Annotated in this window: 27 protein-coding genes and 1 pseudogene; 21 read left to right on the top strand and 7 right to left on the bottom strand. The window is 69.9% G+C overall.

Annotated elements, in window-relative coordinates:
- Positions 1 to 12 precede the first annotated feature (12 nt).
- Genes ACQEU1_RS30920 through ACQEU1_RS30895 form a run of 6 tightly spaced genes read left to right on the top strand, consistent with a single transcriptional unit; the run spans position 13 to position 4,513 of the window.
- Positions 13 to 210: a hypothetical protein gene (locus ACQEU1_RS30920; protein ID WP_433209261.1), complete on the top strand. Its 198-nt coding sequence runs from the start codon at positions 13 to 15 to the stop codon at positions 208 to 210.
- 19 nt (positions 211 to 229) lie between these two features.
- Positions 230 to 874: a DUF1707 SHOCT-like domain-containing protein gene (locus ACQEU1_RS30915; protein ID WP_433209258.1), complete on the top strand. Its 645-nt coding sequence runs from the start codon at positions 230 to 232 to the stop codon at positions 872 to 874.
- Positions 874 to 1,212: a hypothetical protein gene (locus ACQEU1_RS30910; protein WP_433209255.1), complete on the top strand. Its 339-nt coding sequence runs from the start codon at positions 874 to 876 to the stop codon at positions 1,210 to 1,212. The genes ACQEU1_RS30915 and ACQEU1_RS30910 overlap by 1 nt, the downstream gene beginning before the upstream one ends.
- 56 nt (positions 1,213 to 1,268) lie before the next feature.
- Positions 1,269 to 2,225 carry a deoxyribose-phosphate aldolase gene (gene deoC / locus ACQEU1_RS30905; protein WP_433209252.1) on the top strand — a complete coding sequence of 319 codons (957 nt, stop codon included), beginning with the start codon at positions 1,269 to 1,271 and terminating at the stop codon, positions 2,223 to 2,225.
- Between the two features lie 4 nt (positions 2,226 to 2,229).
- Positions 2,230 to 3,657: an aldehyde dehydrogenase family protein gene (locus ACQEU1_RS30900; protein WP_433209249.1), complete on the top strand. Its 1,428-nt coding sequence runs from the start codon at positions 2,230 to 2,232 to the stop codon at positions 3,655 to 3,657.
- Positions 3,650 to 4,513 (top strand): aldehyde dehydrogenase family protein, encoded by an 864-nt coding sequence (locus ACQEU1_RS30895; RefSeq protein ID WP_433209246.1) that lies wholly within the window; start codon positions 3,650 to 3,652, stop codon positions 4,511 to 4,513. The genes ACQEU1_RS30900 and ACQEU1_RS30895 overlap by 8 nt, the downstream gene beginning before the upstream one ends.
- Before the next feature lie 5 nt (positions 4,514 to 4,518).
- Here ACQEU1_RS30895 and ACQEU1_RS30890 read toward each other — a convergent pair whose 3' ends face one another.
- From ACQEU1_RS30890 to ACQEU1_RS30880, 3 genes are read right to left on the bottom strand one after another with little or no spacing between them, the layout of a single operon-like run.
- Positions 4,519 to 4,716 carry a helix-hairpin-helix domain-containing protein gene (locus ACQEU1_RS30890; protein WP_433209243.1) on the bottom strand — a complete coding sequence of 66 codons (198 nt, stop codon included), beginning with the start codon at positions 4,714 to 4,716 and terminating at the stop codon, positions 4,519 to 4,521.
- On the bottom strand, positions 4,713 to 5,339 hold the full coding sequence (locus tag ACQEU1_RS30885; RefSeq protein WP_355300778.1) for a response regulator transcription factor: 627 nt from the start codon (positions 5,337 to 5,339) through the stop codon (positions 4,713 to 4,715). Before ACQEU1_RS30885 ends, ACQEU1_RS30890 begins: the two co-directional genes overlap by 4 nt.
- On the bottom strand, positions 5,336 to 6,466 hold the full coding sequence (locus ACQEU1_RS30880) for a sensor histidine kinase (RefSeq protein ID WP_433209239.1): 1,131 nt from the start codon (positions 6,464 to 6,466) through the stop codon (positions 5,336 to 5,338). Before ACQEU1_RS30880 ends, ACQEU1_RS30885 begins: the two co-directional genes overlap by 4 nt.
- A gap of 109 nt (positions 6,467 to 6,575) precedes the next feature.
- Here ACQEU1_RS30880 and ACQEU1_RS30875 point away from each other — a divergent pair, with 109 nt between their 5' ends.
- The 4 genes from ACQEU1_RS30875 (at position 6,576) to ACQEU1_RS30860 (ending at position 10,720) form a co-directional block, all read left to right on the top strand.
- Complete coding sequence (locus ACQEU1_RS30875) at positions 6,576 to 7,259, top strand: ABC transporter ATP-binding protein (RefSeq protein ID WP_433209236.1); 684 nt, start codon at positions 6,576 to 6,578, stop codon at positions 7,257 to 7,259.
- On the top strand, positions 7,256 to 9,445 hold the full coding sequence (locus ACQEU1_RS30870; RefSeq protein WP_433209233.1) for an FtsX-like permease family protein: 2,190 nt from the start codon (positions 7,256 to 7,258) through the stop codon (positions 9,443 to 9,445). The genes ACQEU1_RS30875 and ACQEU1_RS30870 overlap by 4 nt, the downstream gene beginning before the upstream one ends.
- 77 nt (positions 9,446 to 9,522) lie before the next feature.
- Positions 9,523 to 10,056 carry a VanZ family protein gene (locus tag ACQEU1_RS30865; protein WP_433209230.1) on the top strand — a complete coding sequence of 178 codons (534 nt, stop codon included), beginning with the start codon at positions 9,523 to 9,525 and terminating at the stop codon, positions 10,054 to 10,056.
- Between the two features lie 73 nt (positions 10,057 to 10,129).
- Complete coding sequence (locus ACQEU1_RS30860) at positions 10,130 to 10,720, top strand: MarC family protein (RefSeq protein WP_285643335.1); 591 nt, start codon at positions 10,130 to 10,132, stop codon at positions 10,718 to 10,720.
- Here ACQEU1_RS30860 and ACQEU1_RS30855 read toward each other — a convergent pair.
- Positions 10,717 to 11,253, bottom strand: coding sequence for an SMI1/KNR4 family protein (locus ACQEU1_RS30855; protein WP_433209227.1), 537 nt, complete (start codon positions 11,251 to 11,253; stop codon positions 10,717 to 10,719). The two genes, ACQEU1_RS30860 and ACQEU1_RS30855, sit on opposite strands and share 4 nt — an antisense overlap.
- Before the next feature lie 92 nt (positions 11,254 to 11,345).
- Here ACQEU1_RS30855 and ACQEU1_RS30850 point away from each other — a divergent pair, with 92 nt between their 5' ends.
- The 9 genes from ACQEU1_RS30850 (at position 11,346) to ACQEU1_RS30810 (ending at position 18,077) form a co-directional block, all read left to right on the top strand.
- Complete coding sequence (locus tag ACQEU1_RS30850; RefSeq protein WP_433209224.1) at positions 11,346 to 11,672, top strand: hypothetical protein; 327 nt, start codon at positions 11,346 to 11,348, stop codon at positions 11,670 to 11,672.
- A complete protein-coding gene (locus tag ACQEU1_RS30845; RefSeq protein WP_433209221.1) occupies positions 11,669 to 12,856 on the top strand; it encodes a C40 family peptidase in 1,188 nt (395 codons plus the stop codon). The genes ACQEU1_RS30850 and ACQEU1_RS30845 overlap by 4 nt, the downstream gene beginning before the upstream one ends.
- A gap of 171 nt (positions 12,857 to 13,027) precedes the next feature.
- Complete coding sequence (locus tag ACQEU1_RS30840; RefSeq protein ID WP_433209218.1) at positions 13,028 to 13,456, top strand: hypothetical protein; 429 nt, start codon at positions 13,028 to 13,030, stop codon at positions 13,454 to 13,456.
- Positions 13,457 to 13,485: 29 nt separating this feature from the next.
- Positions 13,486 to 14,172, top strand: coding sequence for a TetR/AcrR family transcriptional regulator (locus tag ACQEU1_RS30835; RefSeq protein WP_433209215.1), 687 nt, complete (start codon positions 13,486 to 13,488; stop codon positions 14,170 to 14,172).
- Between the two features lie 28 nt (positions 14,173 to 14,200).
- Positions 14,201 to 14,551 (top strand): YbaB/EbfC family nucleoid-associated protein, encoded by a 351-nt coding sequence (locus tag ACQEU1_RS30830; RefSeq protein ID WP_433209212.1) that lies wholly within the window; start codon positions 14,201 to 14,203, stop codon positions 14,549 to 14,551.
- Positions 14,539 to 14,985, top strand: coding sequence for a YbaB/EbfC family nucleoid-associated protein (locus ACQEU1_RS30825; RefSeq protein WP_433209209.1), 447 nt, complete (start codon positions 14,539 to 14,541; stop codon positions 14,983 to 14,985). The genes ACQEU1_RS30830 and ACQEU1_RS30825 overlap by 13 nt, the downstream gene beginning before the upstream one ends.
- A gap of 54 nt (positions 14,986 to 15,039) precedes the next feature.
- The gene (locus tag ACQEU1_RS30820; RefSeq protein ID WP_433209206.1) at positions 15,040 to 16,263 is read left to right on the top strand and encodes a primosomal protein; all 1,224 of its coding nucleotides are present in this window, start codon (positions 15,040 to 15,042) and stop codon (positions 16,261 to 16,263) included.
- An 87-nt stretch (positions 16,264 to 16,350) separates the two neighbouring features.
- Positions 16,351 to 17,094, top strand: a complete 744-nt coding sequence (locus ACQEU1_RS30815) for a GntR family transcriptional regulator (RefSeq protein WP_433209203.1) — start codon at positions 16,351 to 16,353, stop codon at positions 17,092 to 17,094.
- 2 nt (positions 17,095 to 17,096) lie between these two features.
- Positions 17,097 to 18,077, top strand: coding sequence for a dTDP-glucose 4,6-dehydratase (locus ACQEU1_RS30810; protein WP_433209200.1), 981 nt, complete (start codon positions 17,097 to 17,099; stop codon positions 18,075 to 18,077).
- Here ACQEU1_RS30810 and ACQEU1_RS30805 read toward each other — a convergent pair.
- Positions 18,064 to 19,155 carry an adenosine deaminase gene (locus tag ACQEU1_RS30805; RefSeq protein ID WP_433209197.1) on the bottom strand — a complete coding sequence of 364 codons (1,092 nt, stop codon included), beginning with the start codon at positions 19,153 to 19,155 and terminating at the stop codon, positions 18,064 to 18,066. The genes ACQEU1_RS30810 and ACQEU1_RS30805 overlap by 14 nt on opposite strands.
- Before the next feature lie 817 nt (positions 19,156 to 19,972).
- Between ACQEU1_RS30805 and ACQEU1_RS30800 the strand changes: the two are divergent.
- Positions 19,973 to 20,477 (top strand): annotated as a pseudogene (locus tag ACQEU1_RS30800) (hypothetical protein); the annotation flags it as partial.
- 1,170 nt (positions 20,478 to 21,647) lie between these two features.
- Positions 21,648 to 23,123: a serine/threonine-protein kinase gene (locus ACQEU1_RS30795; protein WP_433209194.1), complete on the top strand. Its 1,476-nt coding sequence runs from the start codon at positions 21,648 to 21,650 to the stop codon at positions 23,121 to 23,123.
- Here ACQEU1_RS30795 and ACQEU1_RS30790 read toward each other — a convergent pair.
- Both ACQEU1_RS30790 and ACQEU1_RS30785 read right to left on the bottom strand, forming a co-directional pair.
- A complete protein-coding gene (locus tag ACQEU1_RS30790; RefSeq protein ID WP_433209191.1) occupies positions 23,120 to 23,782 on the bottom strand; it encodes a hypothetical protein in 663 nt (220 codons plus the stop codon). The genes ACQEU1_RS30795 and ACQEU1_RS30790 overlap by 4 nt on opposite strands.
- A 64-nt stretch (positions 23,783 to 23,846) precedes the next feature.
- A complete protein-coding gene (locus ACQEU1_RS30785; protein ID WP_433209188.1) occupies positions 23,847 to 24,827 on the bottom strand; it encodes a hypothetical protein in 981 nt (326 codons plus the stop codon).
- Positions 24,828 to 24,836 lie beyond the last annotated feature (9 nt).

The raw sequence follows: 24,836 nt of genomic DNA, 5'->3' as shown, positions 1-24,836 counted from the left end.
GAGGTGCGAACGGTGACGATCGAACAGAAGCCCGTCCAGCAGTGGTGTGAATCCCCGCTGGTCATCCTGGGTGTCTCGGGATCACTCGCCGTGCTCATCGGCGTGCTGCCGCTGATGTGGGGCTACAACCCGGCCCTCGCGGTGGCGCTCGCCGCCCTGCTCGTCGTCGCCTTCGCGATCACGGTCAAGTACGCACCGAACCGCAAGTGAGGGTCCTAGACTCGTTCAGGTGAGCGACGAGCTGGTACCGGCTGACCCGAATCAGATGCGCGCCTCGGACGCGGACCGCGAACAGGTCGCGCAGGTGCTGCACAAGGCGACCGCGGAGGGCCGCCTCGACATCCACGAGCTGGACGAGCGCCTCGCCGCCGTCTACTCGGCCAAGACGTACGGCGAGCTCGTCCCCATCACAGCGGACCTGGTGCTGAGCGGCCTGCCGCAGACGTCGGCCGTGCCGCAGTACCAGCCCGCCGTGAACGACCGCATCGGCGGCGAGCCCGGCAGCGCGGTGTCGATCGCGTTCTGGTCCGGCGTCAACCGCAAGGGCGGCTGGGTCGTGCCGCGGATGCACAACGCCGTGGCGATCATGGGCGGCATCGACATCGACCTGACGCACGCGAACTTCGCCGAGGCCGAGGTGACGATCAGCTGCTTCGCGTTCTGGGGCGGCATCGAGATCCGGGTGCCGGACGACATCAACGTCAAGGTGGACGGGTTCGGGTTCATGGGGGCGTTCGAGCAGAACATGGCGGCGCGGCGGCACATCCCGGGCGCGCCGACGGTGCGGATCACCGGGCTCGCGATCATGGGCGGGGTCGAGGTCAAGGGACCGAAGAAGCCGAAGAAGAACGTGCTGCGCGAACTGCTCGACTGATGAGGGTCGCGGACCTCATCGAACTCGCCGGGTTCGCCGGGGCCTCCGTGTGGCTGAAGATGGACGGCGAACGCGCCACCAAGCGCTGGACCGTCATCGTGTCCTGCGCCGAGGCCGGACTGCGGCACCGGCGTGACGTCAACCGGCTCGACCAGGTGGTCAGGATCGTGCGGGACGAGCTGTCCGCGCTGCCCGGCGACTGGTCGTGGCTCGACGACGAGATCGAGGACCTCGACGCGTTCGCGGAGCACTACGAGGAGCTCGGCCGGCAGGGCGCGATCATCGTCGTCGACAGCACTGGCGAACAGACCCTCCGAGCACCGTCGCAGAGTGCCTGATCTGCGCGAACGTCCTCACTTAGGACGGGCGTCCCATTCCGCTTAGACTCCCAGGCATGGCTGCTCCAACGACACTGCCGTCGGCCCTGGCTGACGCCGTGCGCGACGAATCGTCGCTGCGGCGTTTCCTGCACGGGCTCCCCGGCGTCGACCAGGTCGGCGTCGAGCAACGAGCCGCGGGCCTCGGCACGCGCAGCATCAAGAAGGCCGCCAAGCTGCACGCCATCGACCTGGCGATCAGCATGGTGGACCTGACCACCCTCGAAGGCGCGGACACGCACGGCAAGGTGCGGTCACTCGCCGCCAAGGCCAAGCGTCCGGACCCCGAGCGGCCCGACGTGCCGAAGGTCGCGGCGGTCTGCGTCTACCCGGACATGGTGAAGACGGCGGCCGACGACCTCAAGGGCACCGGGATCAACGTCGCGTCCGTCGCGACCGCGTTCCCCAGCGGCCGCAGCACGATGGACATCAAGCTGGCCGACACCCGGTTCGCCGTGGAGCAGGGCGCGTCCGAGGTCGACATGGTGATCGACCGGGGTGCGTTCCTCAGCGGGCGGTACGGGCAGGTGTTCGAGGAGATCGTGAAGATCAAGGAGGCGTGCGGGGACGCGCACCTCAAGGTCATCCTCGAGACCGGCGAACTGGTGACGTACGACAACGTGCGCCGGGCGTCGTGGCTCGCGCTGCTCGCGGGTGGTGACTTCATCAAGACGTCGACCGGCAAGGTGCAGCCCGCCGCGACGTTGCCGGTGACGCACGTGATGCTGCAGGCGGTGCGCGACTGGAAGCAGCAGACGGGTGAGCTGCGCGGGGTGAAGCCCGCCGGTGGCATCCGCACGACCAAGGACGCGATCAAGTACCTGGTGGCCGTGCACGAGGTGGCCGGTCCTGAGTGGCTCGACCCGCACCTGTTCCGGTTCGGCGCGTCGACGTTGCTCAACGACCTGCTGATGCAGCGTCGGACCCAGTTGGACGGCCACTACAGCGGCCCGGACTACGTGACGGTGGACTGAAGACATGTGGGAATACGCCCCCGCGCCCGAGTCGCGGGACATCGCGAACCTCAAGCCCAGCTACAAGATGTTCGTCGACGGCAAGTTCGTCGAGGGCACCGGCGAGCCGCTCAAGACCATCAACCCCGGTACCGAAGAGGTGCTGGCGGAGGTGTCGACGGCGTCGGAGTCCGATGTGGACACCGCCGTCAAGGCCGCACGACGCGCGTACGACCGCGTGTGGTCGAAGATGCCCGGCAGCGAGCGCGCCAAGTACATCTACCGGATCGCGCGGCAGATCCAGGAACGCGGCCGTGAGCTCGCGGTGCTGGAGTCGCTCGACAACGGCAAGCCGATCAAGGAGTCGCGCGACGTCGACATCCCGACGGCCGCCTCGCACTTCTTCTACCACGCGGGCTGGGCGGACAAGCTCGGCTACGCGGGGTACGGGCCGGACCCGAAGCCCCTCGGCGTCGCGGGACAGGTGATCCCGTGGAACTTCCCGCTGCTGATGGCGGCGTGGAAGATCGCGCCGGCGCTCGCGTGCGGCAACACCGTCGTGCTCAAGCCTGCCGAGACCACGCCGCTGACGGCGCTGGTGCTGGCGGAGATCATCCAGCAGTGCGACCTGCCGCCGGGCGTCGTCAACATCATCCCCGGCGCCGGTGACGTCGGTGCCGCGCTGGTCGGGCACGCGGACGTCAACAAGGTCGCCTTCACCGGCTCGACCGACGTCGGCAAGATCATCCAGGGTCAGCTGGCGGGCACGTCCAAGAAGCTGACGCTGGAGCTCGGTGGCAAGGCCGCGAACATCGTGTTCGACGACGCCCCGCTCGACCAGGCCGTCGAGGGCATCGTCAACGGCATCTTCTTCAACCAGGGCCACGTCTGCTGCGCCGGATCGCGCCTGCTGGTGCAGGAGTCGATCGCGGACGAGCTGATCGAGAAGCTGCACGCGCGGGTGTCCACGCTGCGCGTCGGCGACCCGCTGGACAAGAACACCGACGTCGGCGCGATCAACTCGCGCGAGCAGCTCACCAAGATCCAGGAGCTGACTGCGTCCGGCGAGGCCGAGGGCGCCAGCCGCTGGACGTCGTCGTGTCCGTTGCCGGACAAGGGTTTCTACTTCGCGCCGACCGTGTTCTCCGGGGTGTCGCAGGCGATGCGCATCGCCCGTGAGGAGATCTTCGGCCCGGTGCTGTCCGTGCTCACGTTCCGCACGCCGGAAGAGGCCGTGGCCAAGGCGAACAACACGCCGTACGGCCTGTCGGCGGGTGTGTGGACCGAGAAGGGCTCGCGCATCCTCTGGATGGCACAACGGATGCGCGCCGGTGTGGTGTGGTCCAACACGTTCAACCGCTTCGACCCGACCGCCCCGTTCGGCGGGTACCAGGAGTCGGGCTTCGGCCGTGAGGGCGGCCGCACCGGTCTGGAGGCCTACCTCGATGTCTGATCGCATCACGGTCGCGAAGACCTACAAGCTCTACATCGGCGGCAAGTTCCCGCGCTCGGAGTCGGGCCGCAGCTACCCGGTCTCCGACGCGAAGGGCACGTTCCTCGCCAACGCCGCGCAGGGCTCGCGCAAGGACGCCCGCGACGCGGTTTCGGCTGCCCGCAAGGCTTTCGACGGATGGGCGGGTGCCACGGCGTACAACCGCGGCCAGGTCCTGTACCGCGTGGCCGAGGTGCTGGAGGGCCGCCGCGAGCAGTTCATCGCCGAGGTCGCGTCCTCCGAGGGCGTCGCGCTGAAGAAGGCGCAGACCCTCGTGGACGCCGCCATCGACCGCTGGGTCTGGTACGCGGGCTGGACGGACAAGATCGCGGCTGTGCTGGGTTCCTCGAACCCGGTGGCGGGCCCGTACTTCTCGTTCTCCACGCCGGAACCGACGGGGGTGGTCGCGGTGCTGGCGCCGCAGCAGTCGTCGTTGCTGGGCCTGATCTCGGTGATCGCGCCGGTGATCGCGTCCGGCAACACCTGCGTGGTCATCACCTCGCAGGACCGGCCGCTGCCGGCGATCACGCTGTCAGAGGTGCTCGCGACTTCGGACGTGCCCGGCGGTGTCGTCAACATCATCACCGGCCGGACGGCGGAGATCGCGCCGTGGCTCGCGTCGCACGGTGACGTGAACGCGCTCGACCTGACCGGTGCGCCGGCGGAGATCCGCGCGGACCTGGAGCGGTCGGCGGCGGGCACGGTGAAGCGCGTGCTGCGCAACAAGCAGAACGAGGACTTCGCGGCCACGCCGGACATGTCGCGGTTGCGGGCGTACCTGGAGACGAAGACGGTCTGGCACCCGATGGGTGTCTAGGGCAGCTAGTCGGCGGCGTAGGACTTGTCCTGCGCCGCCAGTTCTTCTCCCAGCAGCCGGATGGCCTTCGGGCCCACGCCGTGGATCTTCAGCAGCTCCTTCGCCGACACCTTCGTCAGCGAGTCGAACGTCGTGTAGCCGTGCGCCGCCAACTCCCGCGCAGCGACCTTCCCGATGGTGCGAGGGAACTCGGTGTCGGTCACGAGTTCACCAGCCCCGCGCGCCACGCCCACGAGGCGATCCCCACGCGGTTCTTCACGTTCAGCTTCGTCTGCACCGACGCCAGGTGCGTCTTCACCGTCGACAGCGACAGGAACAGCGACGACGCGATCTCCTGGTTCGACAGCCCGCGCGCCACCTCCCGCACGACGTCCTGCTCCCGTGCGGTCAGCAGCGAAAGATCAGGCCGCTCGGCCGGTCGCGCGAAGTGCTCCAGCATCCGCACGGTCACCTGAGGCGAGATCAACGCGTTGCCCGCCGCGGCCGCCCGCACCGCCTCCACCAGCAACGCCGGCCCGGCATCCTTCGTGAGAAACCCGGAGGCGCCGTTCTCCAGCGCCGTGTGCACGTACTCGTCGAGGTCGAAGGTGGTCACCACGACGACCTTGGTGGTCGGCGACAGCTTCTTCGTCACCTCCAGGCCGTCGAGCCCCGGCATGCGGATGTCGAGCAACGCCACGTCGGGGTTGTGCTCGCGCGCGGCGGTGACGGCCGAGACGCCGTCCGGCACGTCGGCGACGACGGTGATGTCCGGCTGCTTCTCCAGGATCATCCGAAACCCGACGCGGACCATCTCCTGGTCGTCGGCGATGAGAACCGAGATCACTTGGACCCTTCCAGGGGTAGCTCGGCCAGCACCTGCCAGCCGTTCTCGCGCGGACCCGCGGAGAACAGGCCGCCCAGCAGGTCGACCCTCTCACGCATGCCAACGAGACCGTAGCCGCCCTGGTTCAACTCGCCGGGCCGTCCGTCGTCGGCGACGATCACGCGCAACGCGCCGCCGTCGGTGCGGGAGATGTCCACGTCGATCATCGTCGGGGACACCGCGTGTTTGTGCACGTTGGTCAGCGACTCCTGGACCAGGCGCAACACCGAGCGGCCGAGTTCCGGGGCGACCTCGTCGGGCAGGTCGATGCGCAGGCGGGTCGCGATGCCGAGCTCGCGGGTGCGTTCGACGGCCGCGATGACGTCGGCGGCGAGGTCGGTGGTGGCGGCCTCGGTCTCGCCCTGGCGCAGCGTGCCGACCAGGCGTCGCATCGCCTGCAACGCCTCGGTGCCCGAGCGGACCATGCCGGGCAGCAGGCGGTGGGCTGCCTGCGGGTCGTCCTCGGAGACCTCCAGCGCGGCCTGTGCCTGCACGAGCATGCCGGTGACGTGGTGGGCGACGACGTCGTGCAGCTCGCGGGCCAGCGCGATGCGCTCTTCCTTCTGCGCGTCGGTGACGGCGGCGGCGATCAGCCGGCCGCTCTCGGTGTCGCGGGCGCGGAAGTACAGGCCGACGCCGACCGCGCCGAACCCGAGGACGAGCGAGCCGAGCAGCTCGTTGTAGTTGCCCGACGAGAACCAGTTGCCGCGCACGACGGCGGCGAAGAGGCTCACGGCCATCAGCGCGCCGACCGACAGGGTGGCCGACCGCCGCGGTTCCTCGCGCACCACCACGGCCGTGATGACCAGGAACGCCCCGGTCTCCGCGATCGTCAGCGGGCTGAGGATCGTCGGCACGTCCACCTGGAACGTCATGATCACGAACGACACCAGCACGGCCGACACGACGGCGACCGGCACGGTGAACGCCCGCGACCTGAACGACGTGACGGCCACGATGCAGATCGGCACCGTCAGCAGCCACACCAGCGCGCCCGCCTGGCCGGGCTCGCCCATCACGAGGAGCTCGCCCACCATCAGCAGGGCGAGGAACGCGGCGATCGGCCATTGGCCCCGATGACTGTCCACGGAAGACAACGGTAGGACCACCACACCTCTCCGGCCTCGGTCATCCGGCCGATCCGGTGTGTCGCCAAGGCTGAGGTTTTGGCGCGCCGCACCCGGCACCTTGGGAAACATGAATTCGGTTCTGGCCGCTCGTGGCCTCGTCAAGACCTACGGCGACGTGCACGCGCTCGCCGGGGTGGACATCGACATCTCGGCCGGGGACGTGCTGGCGGTCGTCGGCCCGTCCGGCTCCGGCAAGACGACGCTCCTGCAAGTGCTGTCCGGCATCCTGCGCGCCGACGGCGGCGAGGTGTTCCTCGACGGGCGGGCGATCGGCGAGCTGAACGAGACGGGGCGCAGCGAGCTGCGGCGCACCGCGTTCGGGTTCGTGTTCCAGTCGGGCATGCTCGTCGCCGAGCTGACGGCCGAGGAGAACGCGGCGCTGCCGATGCTGCTCGCCGGCGGTTCGCGGGAGAAGTCGCTGGGGGCGGCCAGGCTGTGGCTCGCGCGGCTCGGGTTGCAGGGCCTGGAGAAGCGGCTGCCGAGCGAGCTGTCGGGCGGGCAGGCGCAACGGGTCGCGATCGCGCGGGCCCTCGCCCACCAGCCGCGGGTGATCTTCGCGGACGAACCGACCGGCGCCCTGGACACGCGCACCGGCCAGGAGATGATGACCGCCCTGCTGCAGGCGGCGGAGGAGACCGGCGCGGCCGTCGTGATCGTCACGCACGACAAGGCGATCGCGGACCGGGCGTTGCGCGTCGTGGAGATCCAGGACGGCCGGATCGCCCAGAAGACGGCGGGGGTGTCCGCGTGAGGATCGCCCTCGCGGTGCTGCGCAGGGACCGCCGCAGCCAGGTCGCGACGGTGCTGGTCGCACTCGGCGTGATGATCGCGGTGTCGCTGGTCCTGTGGCTGCTCGCCGCACCGAACGGCCTGCAGGCGCGCGCCGACCGCACGGGGTGGCGGGACTTCTGGACGAACGAGGGCGGCAAGACCACCATCTCCGTCGCCACGACCAGGGACGTGTACCGCGGCCTCGTCATCGAGCGGTTCGACGTGGCCCGCAACGAGCCGGGCGACGTGCCGGTGGCCAAGGGCATCGCGCGGTTCCCGGAGTCGGGCGAGGTGCTGCTCTCCCCCGCGCTCGCGCAGCTGGTCCGCGAGGCCCCCGCGGAGAACCTCGGCAACCGCTTCCCCGGCCAGGTGATCGCCGAGCTCGGCCAGGACGCTCTGAAGTACCCAGGCGAACTGGTCGCGATCGTCGGCCACGACGCCGTGTCGAACGGCGACAAGACCACGGGGCTCGCCCAGGGCGGCGCCTCCTACACCGACGACTACCACGGCCTGTTGTTCCTGCTCACCCGCGTCGGGCTGGTGGTGCTGGTGGTGCCGTGCCTCGTGCTGGTGGCGTCGGCGGCCAGGCTGACTGCTGCGAAACGGGAACGGCGCCTGGCCGCGCTCCGGCTCGCGGGCGCGTCACCGCGGCAGGTCGTCGGGATGACCGCGCTGGAGACCGCGGTCGGCGCCGTCGTCGGCAGCGCGCTCGGGGTGCTGCTGGCCCAGCCGTTCAGCCACCTCACCGCGAAGATCTCGTGGGAGGGCGGTACCTGGTACCCCGGTGACTTCGTCTCCGATCCGGTGACGACCGGGGTGGTGGCCGTGCTCGCGCCGGTGCTCGTCGTCCTCGCGGCGATCATGGGGCTGCGCCGGGTGGTGAAGGAACCCCTTGCGGCGGAACAGAAGCGCAAGGTGCGGTCGTGGCGGTTGCTCGCGATCGCGGGTGCCATCGCGGTGTTCTTCTTCGGCATCACCGTCGCGCAGACCGGCTCCGGCAGCTCCCGGTTCACCGTCGTGCTGCTCGGCCTCGGCGCGGTGGCGCTCGCGCTGGTGCTGGCCGGTCCGGTGGTCACGGCGTGGGTCGGCAGGTTCTTCGTCGGCCGGTGGCGCAAGCCGTCGACGTTGCTGGCCGGGCGCAGGCTCTCCGGTGACCCGGTGGCGGCGTTCCGCGGCTCGGCCGGCGTGGTGATCGCGGTCTTCACCGGTTCGATGGCGCTGACCATGCTGCCCGGCCTGGAGACGACCATCCCGAACGGCGACAAGACGTGGCAGGACAACGCGATCGTGGCCGAGGAGGTGGGCGTCGACGTGACGCAGCTGCGGCTCGCGACCTCGGCGCCGATCGTGACGATGACGTCCGGCACCGTCGGGGACGGCTCCGCCGACCACTACGGCAACAGCGTCCTCGTCGGCAAGTGCACGGAGGTCGCGCTGCTGATCACCGGCCTGACCTGCGGCGACGGCCCGGCTGTGTACTCGTCGACGAAGTTGCGGTGGAGCCACTTCCGCGGCAGTTCGCGCGACGGCGAGGTCAAGGCGGAGCTGCCGGCGCAGTACGAGACGCGGCCCTTCACCCCGTCCGGCTACCGCTACGAGGCGGTGATCGACCCGGAGCTGCTGCCCGCGTTGCAGGGCAGGGTGTCGCTGGTCGGCGTGCCGACGACGGCGGAGAACCGCGAGGCCGTGCACACCGCGTTCGTCCGCACTCTGCCAGGCGCTCCGCTGACCGAACTGGCCCGCGGTGTGCGAGGCGACACCCTGACCGAGGACCTGGAACGGGCCACGATCATCGGCTTGTCGATCGCGGGCGTGCTCGGCGGCATCGGCGCGGCGGTCGCGGCGGCGGGGTCGGTGATCGACCGCAGGCGCACTTTCGGCGCGTTGATCGCGGCCGGCACACCAATTCGCGTCCTGGCTCACGCATTGCGCCGCGAAGTGGTGCTCCCTGTGTTCGCCGCCACAATTGCGGCCTGTGCGGCGGGAATTGTGATGGGCCTCGGATTGCTCGCGCTGGCCCGCGGCCTGATGGGCGGCGAGGATCTGCCGCTGACGCCCTGGGTGGTGGCGCCCGTGGCCGTCGGAATGGTGGTCGCGCTGGTAGCGGCACTGGCGTGTGGTCCGGTACTACGCGGCATCAGCCCTCGGGATTACGCGGCGGAGTAGTACTCGGCCGGAAGTACGAGGATGGAACTGGCCCTCAGCGCGATGTGCGCGGAGGGCCGTTTTCATACCTTTGATTCATGACGAATGCACAGCTCGCGAGCATCCAGTGGGGCGTTTTCCTGTCGGTCGTATTCATGCTCCCGCAGCTGTTGTTCCGTCAGCTCACCTTCCGCTCCGCCGCGATCACCGGGTACGCGAGCATGCTGTTCGCCGCCACGTTCCTGCCGATGCAGACCGTGCCGCCGCGCCAGGCCGCGCAGCTGGTCCCGTTCCGGTGGGTCGCCGACACGTTCCGCGACGGCCGGATCGCGTTCGACCAGATGACGTTGAACGTGCTGCTGTTCGTGCCGCTCGGCGTGATGCTGATGTGGTGGGGCAAGCGCACCATCGGCCAGGCCGCGCTGATCGGGTACGGCGTCTCGCTGACGATCGAGGGCTCGCAGCTGCTGTGGGCCAACCGGATCTTCGACGTGGACGACCTGATCACCAACACCACCGGCACCGCGCTCGGCTGGCTGGGCGCGCTGGCCGCCGTGAAGGTCTACGCGAGGGTGAAGACGGCCGCGGTGCCGCAGACGCAGGCTCGCCGCTCGCTCGCCGGCGTGAGGTAGCGGCCCGCGGGCCGTTCACCCGGCGGCGTGAGCTGACGCGCGCCACCCGCACCTCCGCTCGATCATGGCCTCCATGAAGTTCGTGGAGGCCTTCTCCATCCTCGTCGCCGTGGTCGGACCGCCGAAGATCCTGCTGGCGTTCCTGATGGACACCGAGGGCGCCGACGCCCGCAAGCGCTGGCGGGTGGCCCTCTCCTCGACCGCGATCGCGCTCGGCGTCGGCCTCTTCGTCATCGTCGCCGGCCGGGTGCTGCTCTCGCTCTTCCACATCAGCGAGGGCGCGCTGTACCTCGCGAGCGGCGTGATCCTGTTCGTGCACGCGCTGGACCTCGTGCTGGGCCGCAAGCAGGACCCGTTGCACGACGAGACGCGCGGCACCCACGAACTGGCCACCGCCTACTACGCGAACCCGGTGGCGCTGGCGTACCTGTTCCTGCTGTCGGACACGAAGTCGGTCGAGACGACGTTCGTGCTGGCGGGCGGGTTCGCGGCGGTGATCGCGCTCGACCTGGCGGCGATCGCGGTGCTGGGCATCGCGATGCGCTGGGTGAAGATGACCTACGCCTGGGTGCTGTCGCGGGTCCTCGGCGTGCTGCTCGCGGCGCTCGGCGTGGACCAGATCATCGAGGGCCTGATCACGCTCGGCATCCTCGAACGCGTCTAGGACGTGCGCCAGCCCAGCTCGCCCGCCGTGTTGACCTCCGGGAAGCAGTGGCCGACCGCGCTGCGGGTCTCCAGGGCCATCGCCACCTGGTCGAACATCTCGACGATCGACGTCCACTCCGGCTTGACCATCTCGTTGCGCTCCTGGTCCCACTCGACCACGCAGCCGCGCAGCACGCCGGGCCTCAGGTCGACCGCGAGCACGTCGCCGGTGCCGTCGAACGCGATCGGCAGCCAGCCGGGGTGGAACCCGCTGGTCGGCGCGCCCGCCTCGGAGGAGTCCACCGGCTTGCTCGCGTGGGTGTCCCTGAGCACGAACGCGCGGTCGGCGTCGAGCGGTGTGTAGAAGGGCGGCAGGATCTCGGCGAACAGGCCCTCCTCGGTGCCGCCGTAGACGCTCCACCACAGCTGGAGATCGATCGGAACCCGAAGATCTGGCAGCGCGTCATACCTCGGACGCAAGACGGCACGGGTGGCGGGAGCGTTCTCCGCCAGCCATGCCAGGATCCGGTTCCAGTGCTCGATCACACCCACCGTTCCATGATCTTGGCGGAACGTCGGGCGAGGTACCGCTCATCGGGGCAGGATCAACGCGAACACGTCACGACCGGGGGAAGTGCTTTCAGATGGCGGAACAAGGCCTCAAGGTCGACTTCGACGCCTTGACCGGCTACGCGTCGGCGGTGAGCGGTCTGGCGAGCGAGGTCGGGGCGGTGGGCACCGGCACGTTGAACGGCACCACGTCGCTGCCGGGCGACTGCTTCGGCAAGCTGGGCAACGAGGTGGGCCTGAACACCGCCTTCCAGACGGCCGCGCAGGCGCAGCTCGACGCGCTGAAGGCCGCCTCGACGGGCCTCGCGGGCCTCGGCACCGCCGTCGGGAAGGCGCGCGACGCCTACATCGCCCAGGAGGACGCGCACAAGGCGTCGATCACCAAGGCGGCTCAGGCATGAGCGTCGAGGGACTGCTGAGCCAGTTCATCGCGCCCATGAAGGAGGACCTGGCGAAGCTGGACGGCGACACCGGCGGCGCCACGCGCGCGGGTGACGCGTTCGGGCGCGCCCAGACCGCCATGACCGACCTGGGCGCGAAGCACTCGTCGGCCTCCACGGCCGTGCTGAACACGTGGACCGGCGACAAGGCCAACGCCTTCACCGGTCGCGTCTCGACGTTCGCCTCGGCCACGACCCTGTTGTCCGCCAACGCGTCCGCGCTCAAGACCGCCGCATCGACCGGCGTCAGCGCGGTGACCGGCGGGCGCACCGCGATCCAGGGCCTGATCGACGAGTTCACCGGCAAGGCGACCCCGAAGCTCGCCGCCGCGCTGGCCGCGTCGCTGCTCGCGGGCCCCGGCGTGGTGATCGCGGCGCTGGCCGACCTCGCCGGCATGGCGTCCGAGTACCAGGGCAGGACCTCGGCCGAACTGCAGAAGGTGCGCGACCAGCTCACCCAGCTCGTCGGCCGGCTGAACGGCCTGCAGAAGCCCGACGCCGGCGCGCTCGCGAAGCTCGGCGAGCCGCTCGGCGGTGACGAGGGCACCACCTCGGCCTCGGGTGCGACCGACACCCCCGCCAAGCAGGAGTCCGGTCCCGGATCGCAGTCCGGCAGCGGTTCCGGCGGAGGCAGTGGCGGTGGCGGCGGAGGCGGCTCAGGTGGTGGCGGAGGCGGCGGATCGGGCGGCGGCGGAGGTGGCGGCGGATCGGGTCCGCGGCTGCCGGTCGCGATCCCGCCGCAGCCCGGCGAGGGCGTCGGCGTGAACCTGCCGGACGGCAGCAGCGCCGAGGCCCCGAACGAGACGGCGGCCAAGGCCGTGCGCAACGCGTTGTCGGCGCTCGGCACCCCGTACGTGTGGGGTGGCGCGAACCCGCCGCAGGGCACCGACTGCTCCGGCCTCACGCAGTGGGCGTACGGCGGCGCGGGCTTCGACATCCCGCGCCCGGCGTCGTCGCAGGCCATGGGCGCCTCGGTACCGCCGGGCGAGGTGCTGCCGGGCGACCTCGTGGTGTGGGACGGCCACGTCGCGATGATCATCGGCAACGGGCAGATGGTCGAGGCCGGCGACCCGGTGCAGGTGCAGCCGATCCGCACGACGAACAGCGGCATGTCGTTCTACGGCTTCTACCGCCCGACGGGCTGATCGACTGATCTCGCGCTGAGGCGGCCGTTCACGCGGCCGCCCCTTCGTCGGCCGCTCGCATTTGCTTTCACAAAGAGAGAACACTGTTCTTGACTCTGCTTCCGTTGCGCGCCAGACTTCCCCCATAACAGAGAACACTGTTCTCGCTTTCGTCGAACGAGGGGAACCGTCATGAGCACCTCCACCGTCCGCCCGGTCGTCTCACGCCGTCAGGACCTGATCGGCCGCGGCCTGATGGCCTTCAACTCCGTGATCACCTTCGCCGTCTTCGTCAACGGCTTCTTCCTGATGGCGGCCGCGAGCGACGACCGCCTGATGGTCGAGGGCTGGCGCACGTTCGGGTACTTCGTGTTCAGCGCGATGTGGGCGTTGCTCGCGTTGCGGCCCAGGCAGGTGCCCGGCATCTGGGAGCTGGTGATCTTCCACAAGACCGCGGCCGCGATCCTCGCGATCACGATCTTCGACACCGTCGAGGGCTTCCAGTCGACGTTCAGCGACTCGTGGGTCGCGCTGTCCACGATCGCCGCCTACGCGCTGTGCCGCGGCTGGCTGTCGTGGCGGGGTTTCCGGCGCACCAACGACCCGGTGACCGCCGCCTGAGCCGTCCGCACGGCAGATAAGGTGCGGAAATGGCCACGACCCGACAGTCAGCCCGCGAACAGATGATGCGCGACATCGTGCGCGTCGGACGGGAACACCTGACGACCGTCGGTCCGGCCGATCTCTCTCTTCGCGCCGTGGCCAGGGATCTGGGCGTCGTGCCGTCCGCCCTCTACCGCTACGTGCGTGACCGTGACGCACTCATCACGTTGCTGATCGTCGACGCGTACGACGATCTCGCCGACGAGGTCGATGCCGCCCTGGAGGCGGCATCGAGCCGTTCGTACCGCGAGCGCCTGGAGGCGGCGGTGCTCGCGGCGCACGCGTGGGCGGTGCGGGAACGGTCGCGCTTCACCCTCCTCTACGGCCTTCCGGTGCCCGGCTACGCGGCCCCCGGCGACCAGACCGTCGAGCCCGGCACCCGAGTGGCGCTCGCCATGGGCAAGCTCGCGGAGGAGGCCTGGCGGGCGGGCGCGCTGAAGCCGGTGGAGGTCGCGCTCGGCAAGACGGTGCGCGCGGACATGGAACGCCTGCGCCGCGTGTACGACATGCAGATGCCCGCGGAGAACGTCTCCCGCGTGTACGGCCTCTGGTCGGCGGTCATCGGCGCCATCCTGTTCGACGTCTTCGGCCACTACGCCGCGGACACCCTCACCGACCCGCAGGAGTTCCTCCGCGCCCATGTGGACGGTCTGGCGGGCACCGTCGGGCTGTAATGCGGCACACTGGTCCGGGGGTGATCAGGTGGACGACGTCGAGCGCGCCGCGCGGAAGGTGCGCGAGGTCGAGCAGGCCGTGACCGAGCACGTCGCGCGCAGTGGTCCGGTGACCGGACGGGCGTCCTCTCCGGACGGCGCCGTGACGGTGGTCGCGACGCCCGGCGGCCCGCCGCAGGAGATCACGGTGAGCCCGGCCGCGTTGCGGATGGGCCCGCAGGGCCTCGCCGCCGAGATCGTGCGCGTCGCCGAGAAGGCCCAGCGCGCCGCGAACACCCGCCTGCACCAGACGCTGGAACGCGTGGTCGACCCGCGCGAGCTGACCGCCATGGGCATCGAACGCGGGCAGGACGAGGACGACTTCGGGTGGCAGCGGTGAACGAGGAACGCCTGCAGGCCACCGAACGCCTGCGCCGCGAACTGGCCGCATTGACCGCCACGGCCGAGCACCCGACCGGCGTCTGCATGGTCACCGCGACACCGAAGGGCGAGATCAAGGCGCTGCACCTGCACCCCGCGCTGCTCACCCAGGGTGCGCGGGCCGTGGGCCAGGTGGTGACCGAGACCGTGCGGCTGGCGACGAACGCGGCCGTGCAGACGAGCTTCAACAGGATGGCGCTGGCCCTGGGCGACGGCGTGGCGATCGACGTCGAGTCGATCACCGGCGACTCACCCTTCCGAGCGACCTGGAACCCCGTCGTGCCGCCCAAAGCCCCAGCTGAAGAGGCGGTACCGGAACGCAGGCAGAGGGCCCCGCAGATCGAGAACCCAGACGACGACGCTTTCTTCGACAACCCCTCGTGGCTTCGGTGATCAGCACCGTTAGGCTCGTCGACGGCATCGGGCAGGCGTGACCGGGAGGTCAGGATGGCGCAGGACATCGTCCCCATCGAGCTGGGGCTGACGCAGGGTGACGTCGTCACGCTGTGGGCACCTCGCTGGCGCGAGAAGGGCGAGGAGTGGGAGGCGTTCCTCGGTGACGAGGAGGACCTGTTCGTCTTCCCCGACGCCGCGCACCTCGCCGCGTTCGTGCGCACCGCCGAGGAGCACGACCTGACCGACCACCCGGCCTGGCCGGTCGTGCCGTCGCTCGGCGTCGCGGACCTCTCGCCGGACGACAACCACCAGTTCGACCTGGTCGGCGTCCCCGAGCTCGTCGCGGAGGACCCGGACACCTGGACGATCGGTGAGCTCGCCGACGTCATCGCGATCGTGCGCGCCCTCGCGGACGTCTGCGACCTGGAGAAGGTCCACGAGGTGCTGGACAGCGCCGAGGGCTTCTCCCTGCTGCCGCAGGGCACGCTGCCGTTCAGCGGCCGTGACGGCGCGAAGCTGTGGGGCGAGCTGTCCGAGGTCGTCTCCGAGAAGTGGGACGAGGTCCTCGACGCGATCGACGGCGTCGTGAACACGCCCGAGGTCCCGGAGAAGGAACTGTCGGTCGCCCAGGAGGAGCTCGCCGCGCTGGAGGCCGCCACCGCTGCCGTCGCCGTCGAGGACCCCGCGGACACCGCCGACGAGGACTCCGAGGAGAAGGCGGCGCCGTCCGGCTTCTGGGCCGAGGTCGGCATCGACCCGATCAAGATCATCACGTCGGCCGGCGAGTTCTACACGCTGCGCACCTACCTCGGCGACGACCCGGTGTTCCTGGGCCGCCGCGGCAAGATCGAGGTCTTCACCTCGCAGCGCGCGCTGAGCCGCTTCGTCGCCGAGAACGACGAGCACGACCTGGCCGAGGTCGAGACCTGGAACGACGTCAAGGTCAAGGCCACCGCCGGCGAGCTCGACGTGGACGTGGACGACGACAACGTCTACGTCCTCACCGGCATCGCCGAGGACATGGAGGAAGGCCCCGACTCCCTCGACCCGCACCAGCTCGACCTCGCCGTCGAGCTGTTCGAGGACGCGGCCGAGTGGGCCGAGGACGAGTCCGTGAAGAACGCGCTCGCCTCGTCCGAGTCGCTGGGCTGGCTGGTGTCGTTCGTCGTGGCGCCGGACCCGACCCGCCTCGCGCCGTCCGCCCCCTACGACGCGGAGGTGGCGGCGTTCCGCACGCTGCAGGCCGCGTTCGAGGACCGGCTGAACAGCAACTGATCTCTTCTGCTGCGAAAGGGCCGCTCGCGCTGCGCGAGCGGCCCTTTGTCGTTCGTGCGCTTGCCTTCGTCTGTATGATACAGGTTTATGACAGGTTCTCGGTCGCAGCGCCTTGCCGCTGAGCTGCGGGAACGCATCACGCTGGGCGACTACGGCCCGGCGGGGGCGATCGAGAGCGAGGCCGAGCTGGGCCGCCGCTACGAGGTCAGCCGCGTGACCGTGCGCCGCGCGTTGGAACAGCTGCGCGACGAAGGCCTGCTGGCGTCGCGGAAGGGCGCCGGCTGGTACGTGGTGTCGTTCGCGCAGCCGCTCGCGCTCGGAACGTTCCAGCACGCCCAGTCGGCCGTCGCCGAGGCGGGCGTGGCCCTGGTGCGCACCGTGCTCGAGTACGGCTACCTCACGGCGCCGTCGACCGTCGCCTCGACCCTGGGTCCCGGCGAGATGCTGCGCGTGCGTTCGTTGCGCCGCACCGGAGAGACGCCGCTGGACGTCGTGACCGAGTGGGTGCCGCTGGAGCTGGCCGCGCCGGTCAGCCGCGCCGACGCCGAGTCGCCCGGCACGTGGGAGACGTTGCGGCGCAACGGGAACCAGATCTCCGTCGTGCGCCAGAACATCGCGGCGGTCGCGGCGGGCGACCTCGGTGGGTTGCTCGGCGTCACCGCCGCCACGCCGGTGCTGCTGGTGCGGCGCACCGCGTTCGACGACGGACAGCGCCCGATCGCCCTGTCCGAACACCACTACCTGGGCCACCGGTTCCAGCTGGAGGTCGAGTTCCGCGGCTGGCCAGGCGCGGAGCCCCCCGGCGTCGCCGAAATCCCCGCGGAGGACTGATCATGCGCGTGCTCGTCACCGGAGCGGCCGGGTTCATCGGCTCGCACTTCACCCGCTACTGGCTGCGCGAACACCCGGCGGACGAGGTGATCGCGCTCGACGCTCTGACGTACCGCGGCATCCGCGCGAACCTGCCTTCCGACGTCCCGTTCGTGCACGCGGACATCGCCTCGGCGGACGTCTCCGGCGTCGACGTCGTGGTGAACTTCGCCGCGGAGTCCCACAACAGCCTCGCCGTGCTGGATCCCGAACGCTTCTTCCGCACCAACGTCCTCGGCACGCAGGCGTTGCTGGAGGCCTGCCGTCGCGCGGGCGTCCGGCGGTTCCACCACGTGTCGACGTGCGAGGTGTACGGGGACCTCGCACTGGACGCGACCGAGGCGTTCCACGAGGAGTCGCCGTATCGGCCGCGCACTCCCTACAACGCGTCGAAGGCGGGCGCGGACCACGCCGTGCGCTCGTACCACGAGACGTTCGGCCTGCCGGTGACGATCTCCAACTGCGCCAACAACTACGGCCCGAACCAGTTCCCCGAGACGGTGCTGCCGCTCTTCACCACGCGCGCGCTGACCGGGCAGCAGCTCCCCGTCTACGCGTCGAGCTCCCACCGCCGCGAGTGGATCCACGTCCTCGACCACTGCCGCGCCATCGACGCGGTGCTGCAGGAAGGCGTCGTCGGCCGGACCTACCACGTGGGCACCGGGGTCGAGGCGAACGTCGACCAGATCGCGGGGCTGGTGCTGGACGAACTGGGCCTGCCCGCGTCGCGGAAGTCGGTCGTGGCCGACCGTCCCGGCCACGACCGCCGCTACCTGCTGGACTCGACCCGGATCGAGCGCGAGCTGGGATGGCGCCCGGAGATCGGCTTCGAGGCCGGAGTCCGGGACACCATCCGCTGGTACGCCGCCAACCGCGCCTGGTGGGAGCCGCTGCTCGACCGCGGCGCGGTCGACGAGACCGCCTGGGCGGCTACTGCGCGTTGAGGGCCGCGTAGCCGGGCTTGACCAGCTCGTTGATGATCGCCAGCCGCTCGTCGAACCCGATGAACGCCGACTTCATGGCGTTGATCGTGAACCACTGCAGGTCGGCCCAGCCGTACCCGAACGTCTCGGCCAGCGCGGCGAACTCGCTCGACAGCGAGCAGTCGCTCATCAGCCGGTTGTCGGTGTTGACCGTGACGCGGAACCGCAGCTTGGCCAGCAGCCCGATGGGGTGCTCGGCGAGCGTCGGCGCGGCGCCGGTCTGCAGGTTCGACGTCGGGCACATCTCCAGCGGGATCCGCCGGTCGCGCACGTACCCGGCCAGCCGTCCCAGCTGGACGGTCCCGTCACCGGAGACCTTGATGTCGTCGACGATCCGCACGCCGTGCCCGAGCCGTTCGGCACCGCAGTGCTGGATGGCCTCCCAGATGGACGGCAGCCCGAACGCCTCGCCGGCGTGGATCGTGAAGTGCGCGTTCTGCTGGCGCAGGTACTCGAACGTGTCGAGGCCCCTGGTGGGAGGGAACCCCGCCTCGGGCCCGGCGATGTCGAAGCCGACCACCCCGAGGTCCCGGTACCGCACGGCCAGCTCGGCGATGCGCAGCCAGCCCTCGTTCTGGCGCATCGCGCACAGCAGGGTGCCGACGCGGATCTTGCGCCCGGTGGCGGCGACGTTCGCGGCGCCGACGCGGAACCCCTCCTGGACGGCCTCGACGACCTGCTCCAGGGTGAGCCCCTTCTCCGTGTTCAGCTCGGGGGCGTACCGGATCTCGGCGTAGACGACGCCGTCGGCCGCGAGGTCCTCCACGGCCTCGGCGGCGACCCTGACCAGCGAGGCCTCGTCCTGCATGACACCGCAGGTGTGGGCGAAGCCTTCGAGGTAGCGCACGAGGGAGCCGGAGTTGGCGTTGTCGCGGAACCAGCCGCCGAGCACGCCCGCGTCCGTGGTGGGCAGGCCCTGGTAGCCGGTGGCATCGGCGAGTTCGATCACCGTCTGCGGGCGGAGGCCACCGTCGAGGTGGTCGTGCAGCAACACCTTCGGCGCGCTGCGGATGGTCTCCAAGTTAAGCGGCGTGGACATTGCTACACGTTACTCCAGCCGCCGCACCCCAACCGGCAACGCACAGGCGCTCTGCTCACCGCACCCGCACGCAAGCAGGCGCGCGGTGCCAACCGGACAGCCGTCGACGCAAGCAGCCCACTTACGGAACCTGGCACGCGAAGCCGAAGGCGAGCCCGAACGGGCTGATGCCTCATCGGGAGCCGGTTACGTCGCTCATGGCGATCGGGGCTCGACCTCGAGGGGCGGGATGCCAACATCTCAGACCGGCCGGGGCGCTTTCACCCCGGCTTTTGAGGCCGATCAGCATCCCGCCAGAGGCTCAAGGTCAAGCCCCAATCGCTACCCCCCAGGTCTTTCGTCACGACCCGCGCGCCCACCCTCGCAAGGCGACCGAACCCCAGGAACGCGACCAACCCCGCTGGAACGCGAAGCCTCCGCGAAGCCGCACCCGCGCAGTACCCCGATCAGGGCCAAACCCGCACGACACGCCGCCAGGAACTGGCCGGAATGATCTTGTCACCGATATGATCATTTGTCGGTCAGCCGTCGTTGCAGATCCGTGATCAGCAACTTTCTGCAACCAACGCGAGGCTTGAGTCACCCCAAGGTAGGAACATCATCGGCGGCTACGGCCCGCTCCCGACCCGTCACCTAGCGTTCAGAGTAGTCGGGTAGCCTGATCGGGTCAGTTGCCCGTCCGCACCCGGCCGTTCTGTGACGGGGGTGGTACAGCGACGTCCCGCGACGCGGATAGGCTCCCGTGGTCTCCCCCTCCCCTGGACGAAGGCACTCAGCCGTGACAGAGAACAACAACTCCACGATGTCCTTCGATCGGATGCGCAACATGCTCACGCGCGCCGCGGAGATCCGTGAGAGCGAGCAGCAGCAGATCTTCGACGCGCTGGACGAGATCCACGCCCGGATGTCGCCTCTGGAGTCGCTGGGTTCGGTCCGCAAGCGCCTGTCGGAGCTGCCGGACCGCACCGAGGTCAGCGTTCTCGCTGAGCGCCTCGACGAGGCCCTCGCCAAGCTGGAGGCCCAGGACACCGCCGTCGCCGACATCGGTCGCGCGGTCGACGCCCTGGTGGACAAGCTCGCCAAGCCGTTCGCGCAGCTGGACGGACGCCTCGACGGCGTCGCCGGCCGCTTCGAGGGTGTCGCCGGCCGCATGGACGGCCTGGAGGACAAGCTCGCCTCCATCCACAAGCGCATCGACGACCTCGACGGTCACATGGACAAGCAGGACGGCAAGGTCGACGCGATCCCGGGCGCCGTCACCAACCCGCTGCGCGAGCGCATCGAGGCCCTCGAAGCCGCGCTGCGCGGCCGTCTCGACGAGGTCGACGAGGGCGTGCACGAGCACCTCGACGGCACCCGCGAGGCGCTGCAGAAGATCCTCGCCGAGTCGTTCTCGAGCGTGCACGGCCGTGCCGACGAGCAGCGTGACGCCCTCGCCGCTGCCCGTGCCGAGCTGGTCACCGCGATCGCCGAGAGCCGCGGCGAGCTGGCGGGCGCCATCACCGACAGCCGCGAGAAGCTGACGGGCGCGCTCACCGACCGCCACAACCAGCTGGCCGCCACCCTGGGCGACACCCGCAGCGAGCTGGCCGGTTCCCTGGCCGAGACCCGCTCCGAGCTGACCGGCGTCGTGGCGGAGACCCGCGACTCCCTGGCCGGCTCGCTCGCTGAGACCCGCGACGCGCTCACCGGTTCGCTCAACGAGACGCGCGACTCCCTCGCCGGCTCGCTGGCGGAGACCCGCGCCGAGCTCGCCGGCGCCGTCGCCGACACCCGCGAGGTCGTCAACGGCAAGCTCGACGAGGCCCGCACCGCCCTGTACGCCGCGATCGAGCAGTCGCGCGACCAGGTCGACGCGGCCGACCGCCTCGAGTCCCTGGCCCGCCGCCTGGAGCTCGTCACGTCGCAGCTCGACAACATGACCAACCGCCTCGACAAGGTCGAGGACGGCTTCGCCGCGAGGATCTCCGAGCTCGGCGGCACCGTCGACGCGAGCCTCACCAAGGTCGCCGAGACCGTCGGCGCCCGCCCGGACACCGACTCGCTGCAGTCCCTGGTCCGCAAGTCGAACCAGGAGTCCGAACTGCGCATCGGCGGCCAGCTGGACGAGGCCATGGCCACCTTCGCCGAGCTCATCCTCGGCGGCGGCTCGCCCACCCCGCCCCCGCCGCCCACCGCCCTGCCGCGCCCGCAGCGCCGCACCCGCAAGAACGGCGGCCCGAAGCCGGCGAACGGCGGCAAGGACATGGACGACGACGACCTGGCCGCCGAAGGCGCCTGATCGTCTGATGCATTCGAACGGCCCCGGAGCACCGTCGCTCCGGGGCCGTTCGCGTTTCCGACGAAGCCCTCGGCGGCCGTGTGGTGCCGGACACACCCCGCGAACGGCGTCGAACCGCCCGCTTCCTGCCCACGTGTCTACCGGCGGGAGCGCTCACACACCCCTCACCGTATGCTCGCCGGAATCTGGGGGCGTCCAGAAGGGATAGTCCGTGCAGCAACAGCGACTCATCGCCGACCGCTACGCACTGCTGGCCGAACTGGGCAGAGGTGCGATGGGTGTCGTGTGGCGCGCCCAGGACCAGTTGCTCGGCCGGGCGGTCGCGCTCAAGGAACTGCACCCGCCGCAGGGCATCGCCGCCGCGGAGTTCGCCGTGCTGGAAGAGCGCATGCTGCGGGAGGCGCGGACGGCCGGCAGGCTGAACCACCCCGCCGTGGTCACGGTGTACGACGTGGTGCGGGAGAACGGGCGCACGTATCTCGCGATGGAGCTGGTCGACGCGCTCGACCTCGCGACCGTGGTGGAGAAGCACGGGCCGCGCGACTCCGTGTGGATGGCCGGGGTGGCGTTGCAGGTGCTGGGGGCGTTGGAGACCGCCCACCAGGCCGGCATCGTGCACCGGGACGTGAAGCCCAGCAACATCATGGTGCGGCCGGACGGGGCGGTGAAGCTCACGGACTTCGGCATCGCGCAGGCCATGGACGACCCCCGGCTCACGCACAACGGCGGCATCATCGGGTCGCCCGCCTACATGTCGCCGGACCGGCTGAGCGGGTGGGAGGCCTCGCCGGCGTCGGACCTGTGGGCGCTCGGGGTGACGATCGCCAACGCGGTCGAGGGGATCAGTCCGTTCGAGCGGACCTCCACGGCTTCCACGTTGCACGCCATCATGAACGAGCCGCCGGTGCTCAGGAACGCCTCGCCGGCGTTGGCCGAGGTGATTCGCGGCCTGCTCACCGTCGACCCGGCGCGGCGGATGACGGCCCCGCAGGCCAGGCAGATGCTCACGGCGATCGTGCAGGGCACGGCGGTGCCGTCGGTGCGGAGCACGAGGCAGCTCGAACCGGGTGGCAAGAAGAAGCGGCTGGTTACGGTCGGGGCGATCGTGCTCGGCGTCGTGGTGCTCGCGGGTGCCGCGTTCGCCGGATATCAGGCGTTCAAACCCAAGGACACCAACAACAACGCCAACCCGTACCCGAGCACCGGGCAGACCCAGGAGAACTCCACCGAGTGGAGCGATCCCGCCGAGCTGCCGGTGGGGGCCGCGCTGCCGTCGCGGCGCATCGCCACGTTCGGGCGCGGCGGGGACGTGCCCGAGTGGAACCTGTCGGGTACGCAGTGCGCCAAGGACTTCCTGACGCAGGGCTCACCGGTGCGGCAGGACGTGCCGTGCAGCGGGCCGCACGGGATCCAGCTGTTCTCGGCCGCGACGCCCATGTGGGACAAGCCGAAGGACATCGCCTACCCCGGCGAGAAGTGGCTGGCGGACTTCGCCAAGAACTACTGCACCGAGCAGTTCAAGGTCATCGAGCCGAAGATCAAGGAGCCGCTCGGCTTCACCGGGCTCGTTCCCACGCAGAAGGAGTGGGAAGCCTACAACGACGCCGCCGCGCCGGGCCGCCAGGAGGTCCTGTGCGTGCTGTGGAAGCAGGACAGGTCGCCCCTGGCGGGCTCGCTCGTCAACTAGCGGCACTCCGGGATCTCGCCGTTGTGCTCCAACGGCACCGCAGCGCCGCGGTACATCCACGAACGTCGTTCCTCGCTGGGCTCGGACACTGACCTCTGGGTCGGGTCCACCGGCGCCCAGCGGACTCTCAGCCACTTCGGGCCGACGTTGTTGTCACCGGTCACGTCGGTCGGCGTGTAGTCGCTGGTGGCGACGCAGTCGGCCCAGATGACGCTGTGGTTCGCCGCTGTGCCTTGACGTTCGGCCAGCGCACGGTTGGTCGTCCTGGCGTAGAGGCCCCAGTTCCTGTCGTCGATGATGGTGTCGACGACGACGAACGGCCACGGACCGTCGACGCCAGGGGCTTTTTGCGACCTCTTCGCCAACTCGGCCTTGAACGCCACCTCGTCGGAGGCGGCGATCTTCTCCGCCGCCTCCACGGCCTGCACAACGCAGCTGCTGTTCTGGGTGACCACGCCGCAGTTGTTTCCGTTGATGTTGGTCTCGGGCGATGGCGGTTCTTCCTTCGGCTGGCACGCGACGAACACGCTGACCACCGCAACGATGACGCCGAACGCGGTCAGCCGAAGGATCTTCTTGTTGACGTGCAGTCCCTTGACAGTGGCGAGGAACGACTTCCGCTCGAGGTCCTCGCGCGATTCTTCATGGATATCGGTCAACGTGCTTCCTCCACGATGTGCTGCTGCGCGCACCGTAGAGGCGACCTGTCGCGGAGTTGTCGCGCTACCACTCCCAGCGGAAGCCGACCACAGCGGACTCCACGTAGTTCAGGAACCGGTCCACCGTCAGCTCGTCGTGCAACGAAACCTCTTCTTCGCGAACGACCTCACTGCCGTCGCGGTAGTGCTCCCACTCGGTCCACCACACGCGTGCGGGCAGGTGTTCGCGGTGGAACTTCACCCTGATCGACAGCCTGTCCAGCCGTCCCGACACGGCGCGGCGAAAGTCGGTCCAAGGTGGACGGTCGTAGTGGAAGCGGCTGGAGAACTGGAAGGACTTCTCGTCGCCGTACTGGAGCGGCTCCGCGAAGTGGATCGGTACCTCCCAGACTCCGTCGGTGACCTGCACCATCTCGCCCGCCGTGCCGCCGCGCATGACGTTCACCCTGATGTTGTCGGTGTCGAAGCGGTACGGGAAGTGCGTGAGGCCGTCCTTCAGCGAACGGATGCGTTGCTCGCTCACGTGAGCGATGGGTAGACCGCTGCGGCCGAGGTGGTGCACCTCGGACAGGGTCAAGGTCTCGTGACCTGCGGGCTCAAGGCCTTGAGGACGTGGCAACGTGCCGATCACGATGGGCTCGGCGGCGTCACCGCGCAGGATCATGTGCAGGCGGTCGGCGTCCTTGGTGCTGATCCCGAAGGCCGCGATGAACTCGTCCAGGGTTGCCTTGTCGAGCGACTTTCCGTTGAGCGCGCGGTGCACCTTGTCCTTCTTGACGCGCCTGCGTTCGTCACCCTTCTGGTAGCCCTCGGCCTCGAACTGCTCGCGTTCGGCGGCGTCCAGGCCGTCGTCGAGCCTGGACAGGTAGGTGACGTAGACGAGCCGGACCGCTTCCTGCTGGATCTTTCCCGGCACCACGGGCAGGCCCCGCTGACCCGCGAAGCGCAGCCACACCGGCCGGTAGGGCTTGAAGGACAACAGGTGGACGAGGTAGCTGCTGGTCGCCTTGACGGGGTCGTATCGCGGCTGGGTCCCACCGGTCACGCTGCCTCC

This window comes from Lentzea sp. CA-135723 (genome assembly GCF_050936595.1).
GTDB lineage: Bacteria > Actinomycetota > Actinomycetes > Mycobacteriales > Pseudonocardiaceae > Lentzea.
Note: the sequence above shows the minus strand (reverse complement) of the source record. Positions and strands in the feature narration are given on the sequence as shown.

What these genes read in the sequence shown, in the direction of transcription:
- ACQEU1_RS30850 (WP_433209224.1), top strand. Translation starts at nt 11,346, where the DNA reads ATGGCGGAACAAGGCCTCAAGGTCGACTTCGACGCCTTGACCGGCTAC.
- ACQEU1_RS30840 (WP_433209218.1), top strand. Translation starts at nt 13,028, where the DNA reads ATGAGCACCTCCACCGTCCGCCCGGTCGTCTCACGCCGTCAGGACCTG.
- ACQEU1_RS30900 (WP_433209249.1), top strand. Translation starts at nt 2,230, where the DNA reads ATGTGGGAATACGCCCCCGCGCCCGAGTCGCGGGACATCGCGAACCTC.
- ACQEU1_RS30845 (WP_433209221.1), top strand. Translation starts at nt 11,669, where the DNA reads ATGAGCGTCGAGGGACTGCTGAGCCAGTTCATCGCGCCCATGAAGGAG.
- ACQEU1_RS30815 (WP_433209203.1), top strand. Translation starts at nt 16,351, where the DNA reads ATGACAGGTTCTCGGTCGCAGCGCCTTGCCGCTGAGCTGCGGGAACGC.
- ACQEU1_RS30860 (WP_285643335.1), top strand. Translation starts at nt 10,130, where the DNA reads ATGAAGTTCGTGGAGGCCTTCTCCATCCTCGTCGCCGTGGTCGGACCG.
- ACQEU1_RS30810 (WP_433209200.1), top strand. Translation starts at nt 17,097, where the DNA reads ATGCGCGTGCTCGTCACCGGAGCGGCCGGGTTCATCGGCTCGCACTTC.
- ACQEU1_RS30895 (WP_433209246.1), top strand. Translation starts at nt 3,650, where the DNA reads ATGTCTGATCGCATCACGGTCGCGAAGACCTACAAGCTCTACATCGGC.
- deoC (WP_433209252.1), top strand. Translation starts at nt 1,269, where the DNA reads ATGGCTGCTCCAACGACACTGCCGTCGGCCCTGGCTGACGCCGTGCGC.
- ACQEU1_RS30820 (WP_433209206.1), top strand. Translation starts at nt 15,040, where the DNA reads ATGGCGCAGGACATCGTCCCCATCGAGCTGGGGCTGACGCAGGGTGAC.
- ACQEU1_RS30875 (WP_433209236.1), top strand. Translation starts at nt 6,576, where the DNA reads ATGAATTCGGTTCTGGCCGCTCGTGGCCTCGTCAAGACCTACGGCGAC.
- ACQEU1_RS30865 (WP_433209230.1), top strand. Translation starts at nt 9,523, where the DNA reads ATGACGAATGCACAGCTCGCGAGCATCCAGTGGGGCGTTTTCCTGTCG.
- ACQEU1_RS30910 (WP_433209255.1), top strand. Translation starts at nt 874, where the DNA reads ATGAGGGTCGCGGACCTCATCGAACTCGCCGGGTTCGCCGGGGCCTCC.
- ACQEU1_RS30805 (WP_433209197.1), bottom strand. Translation starts at nt 19,155, where the DNA reads ATGTCCACGCCGCTTAACTTGGAGACCATCCGCAGCGCGCCGAAGGTG.
- ACQEU1_RS30835 (WP_433209215.1), top strand. Translation starts at nt 13,486, where the DNA reads ATGGCCACGACCCGACAGTCAGCCCGCGAACAGATGATGCGCGACATC.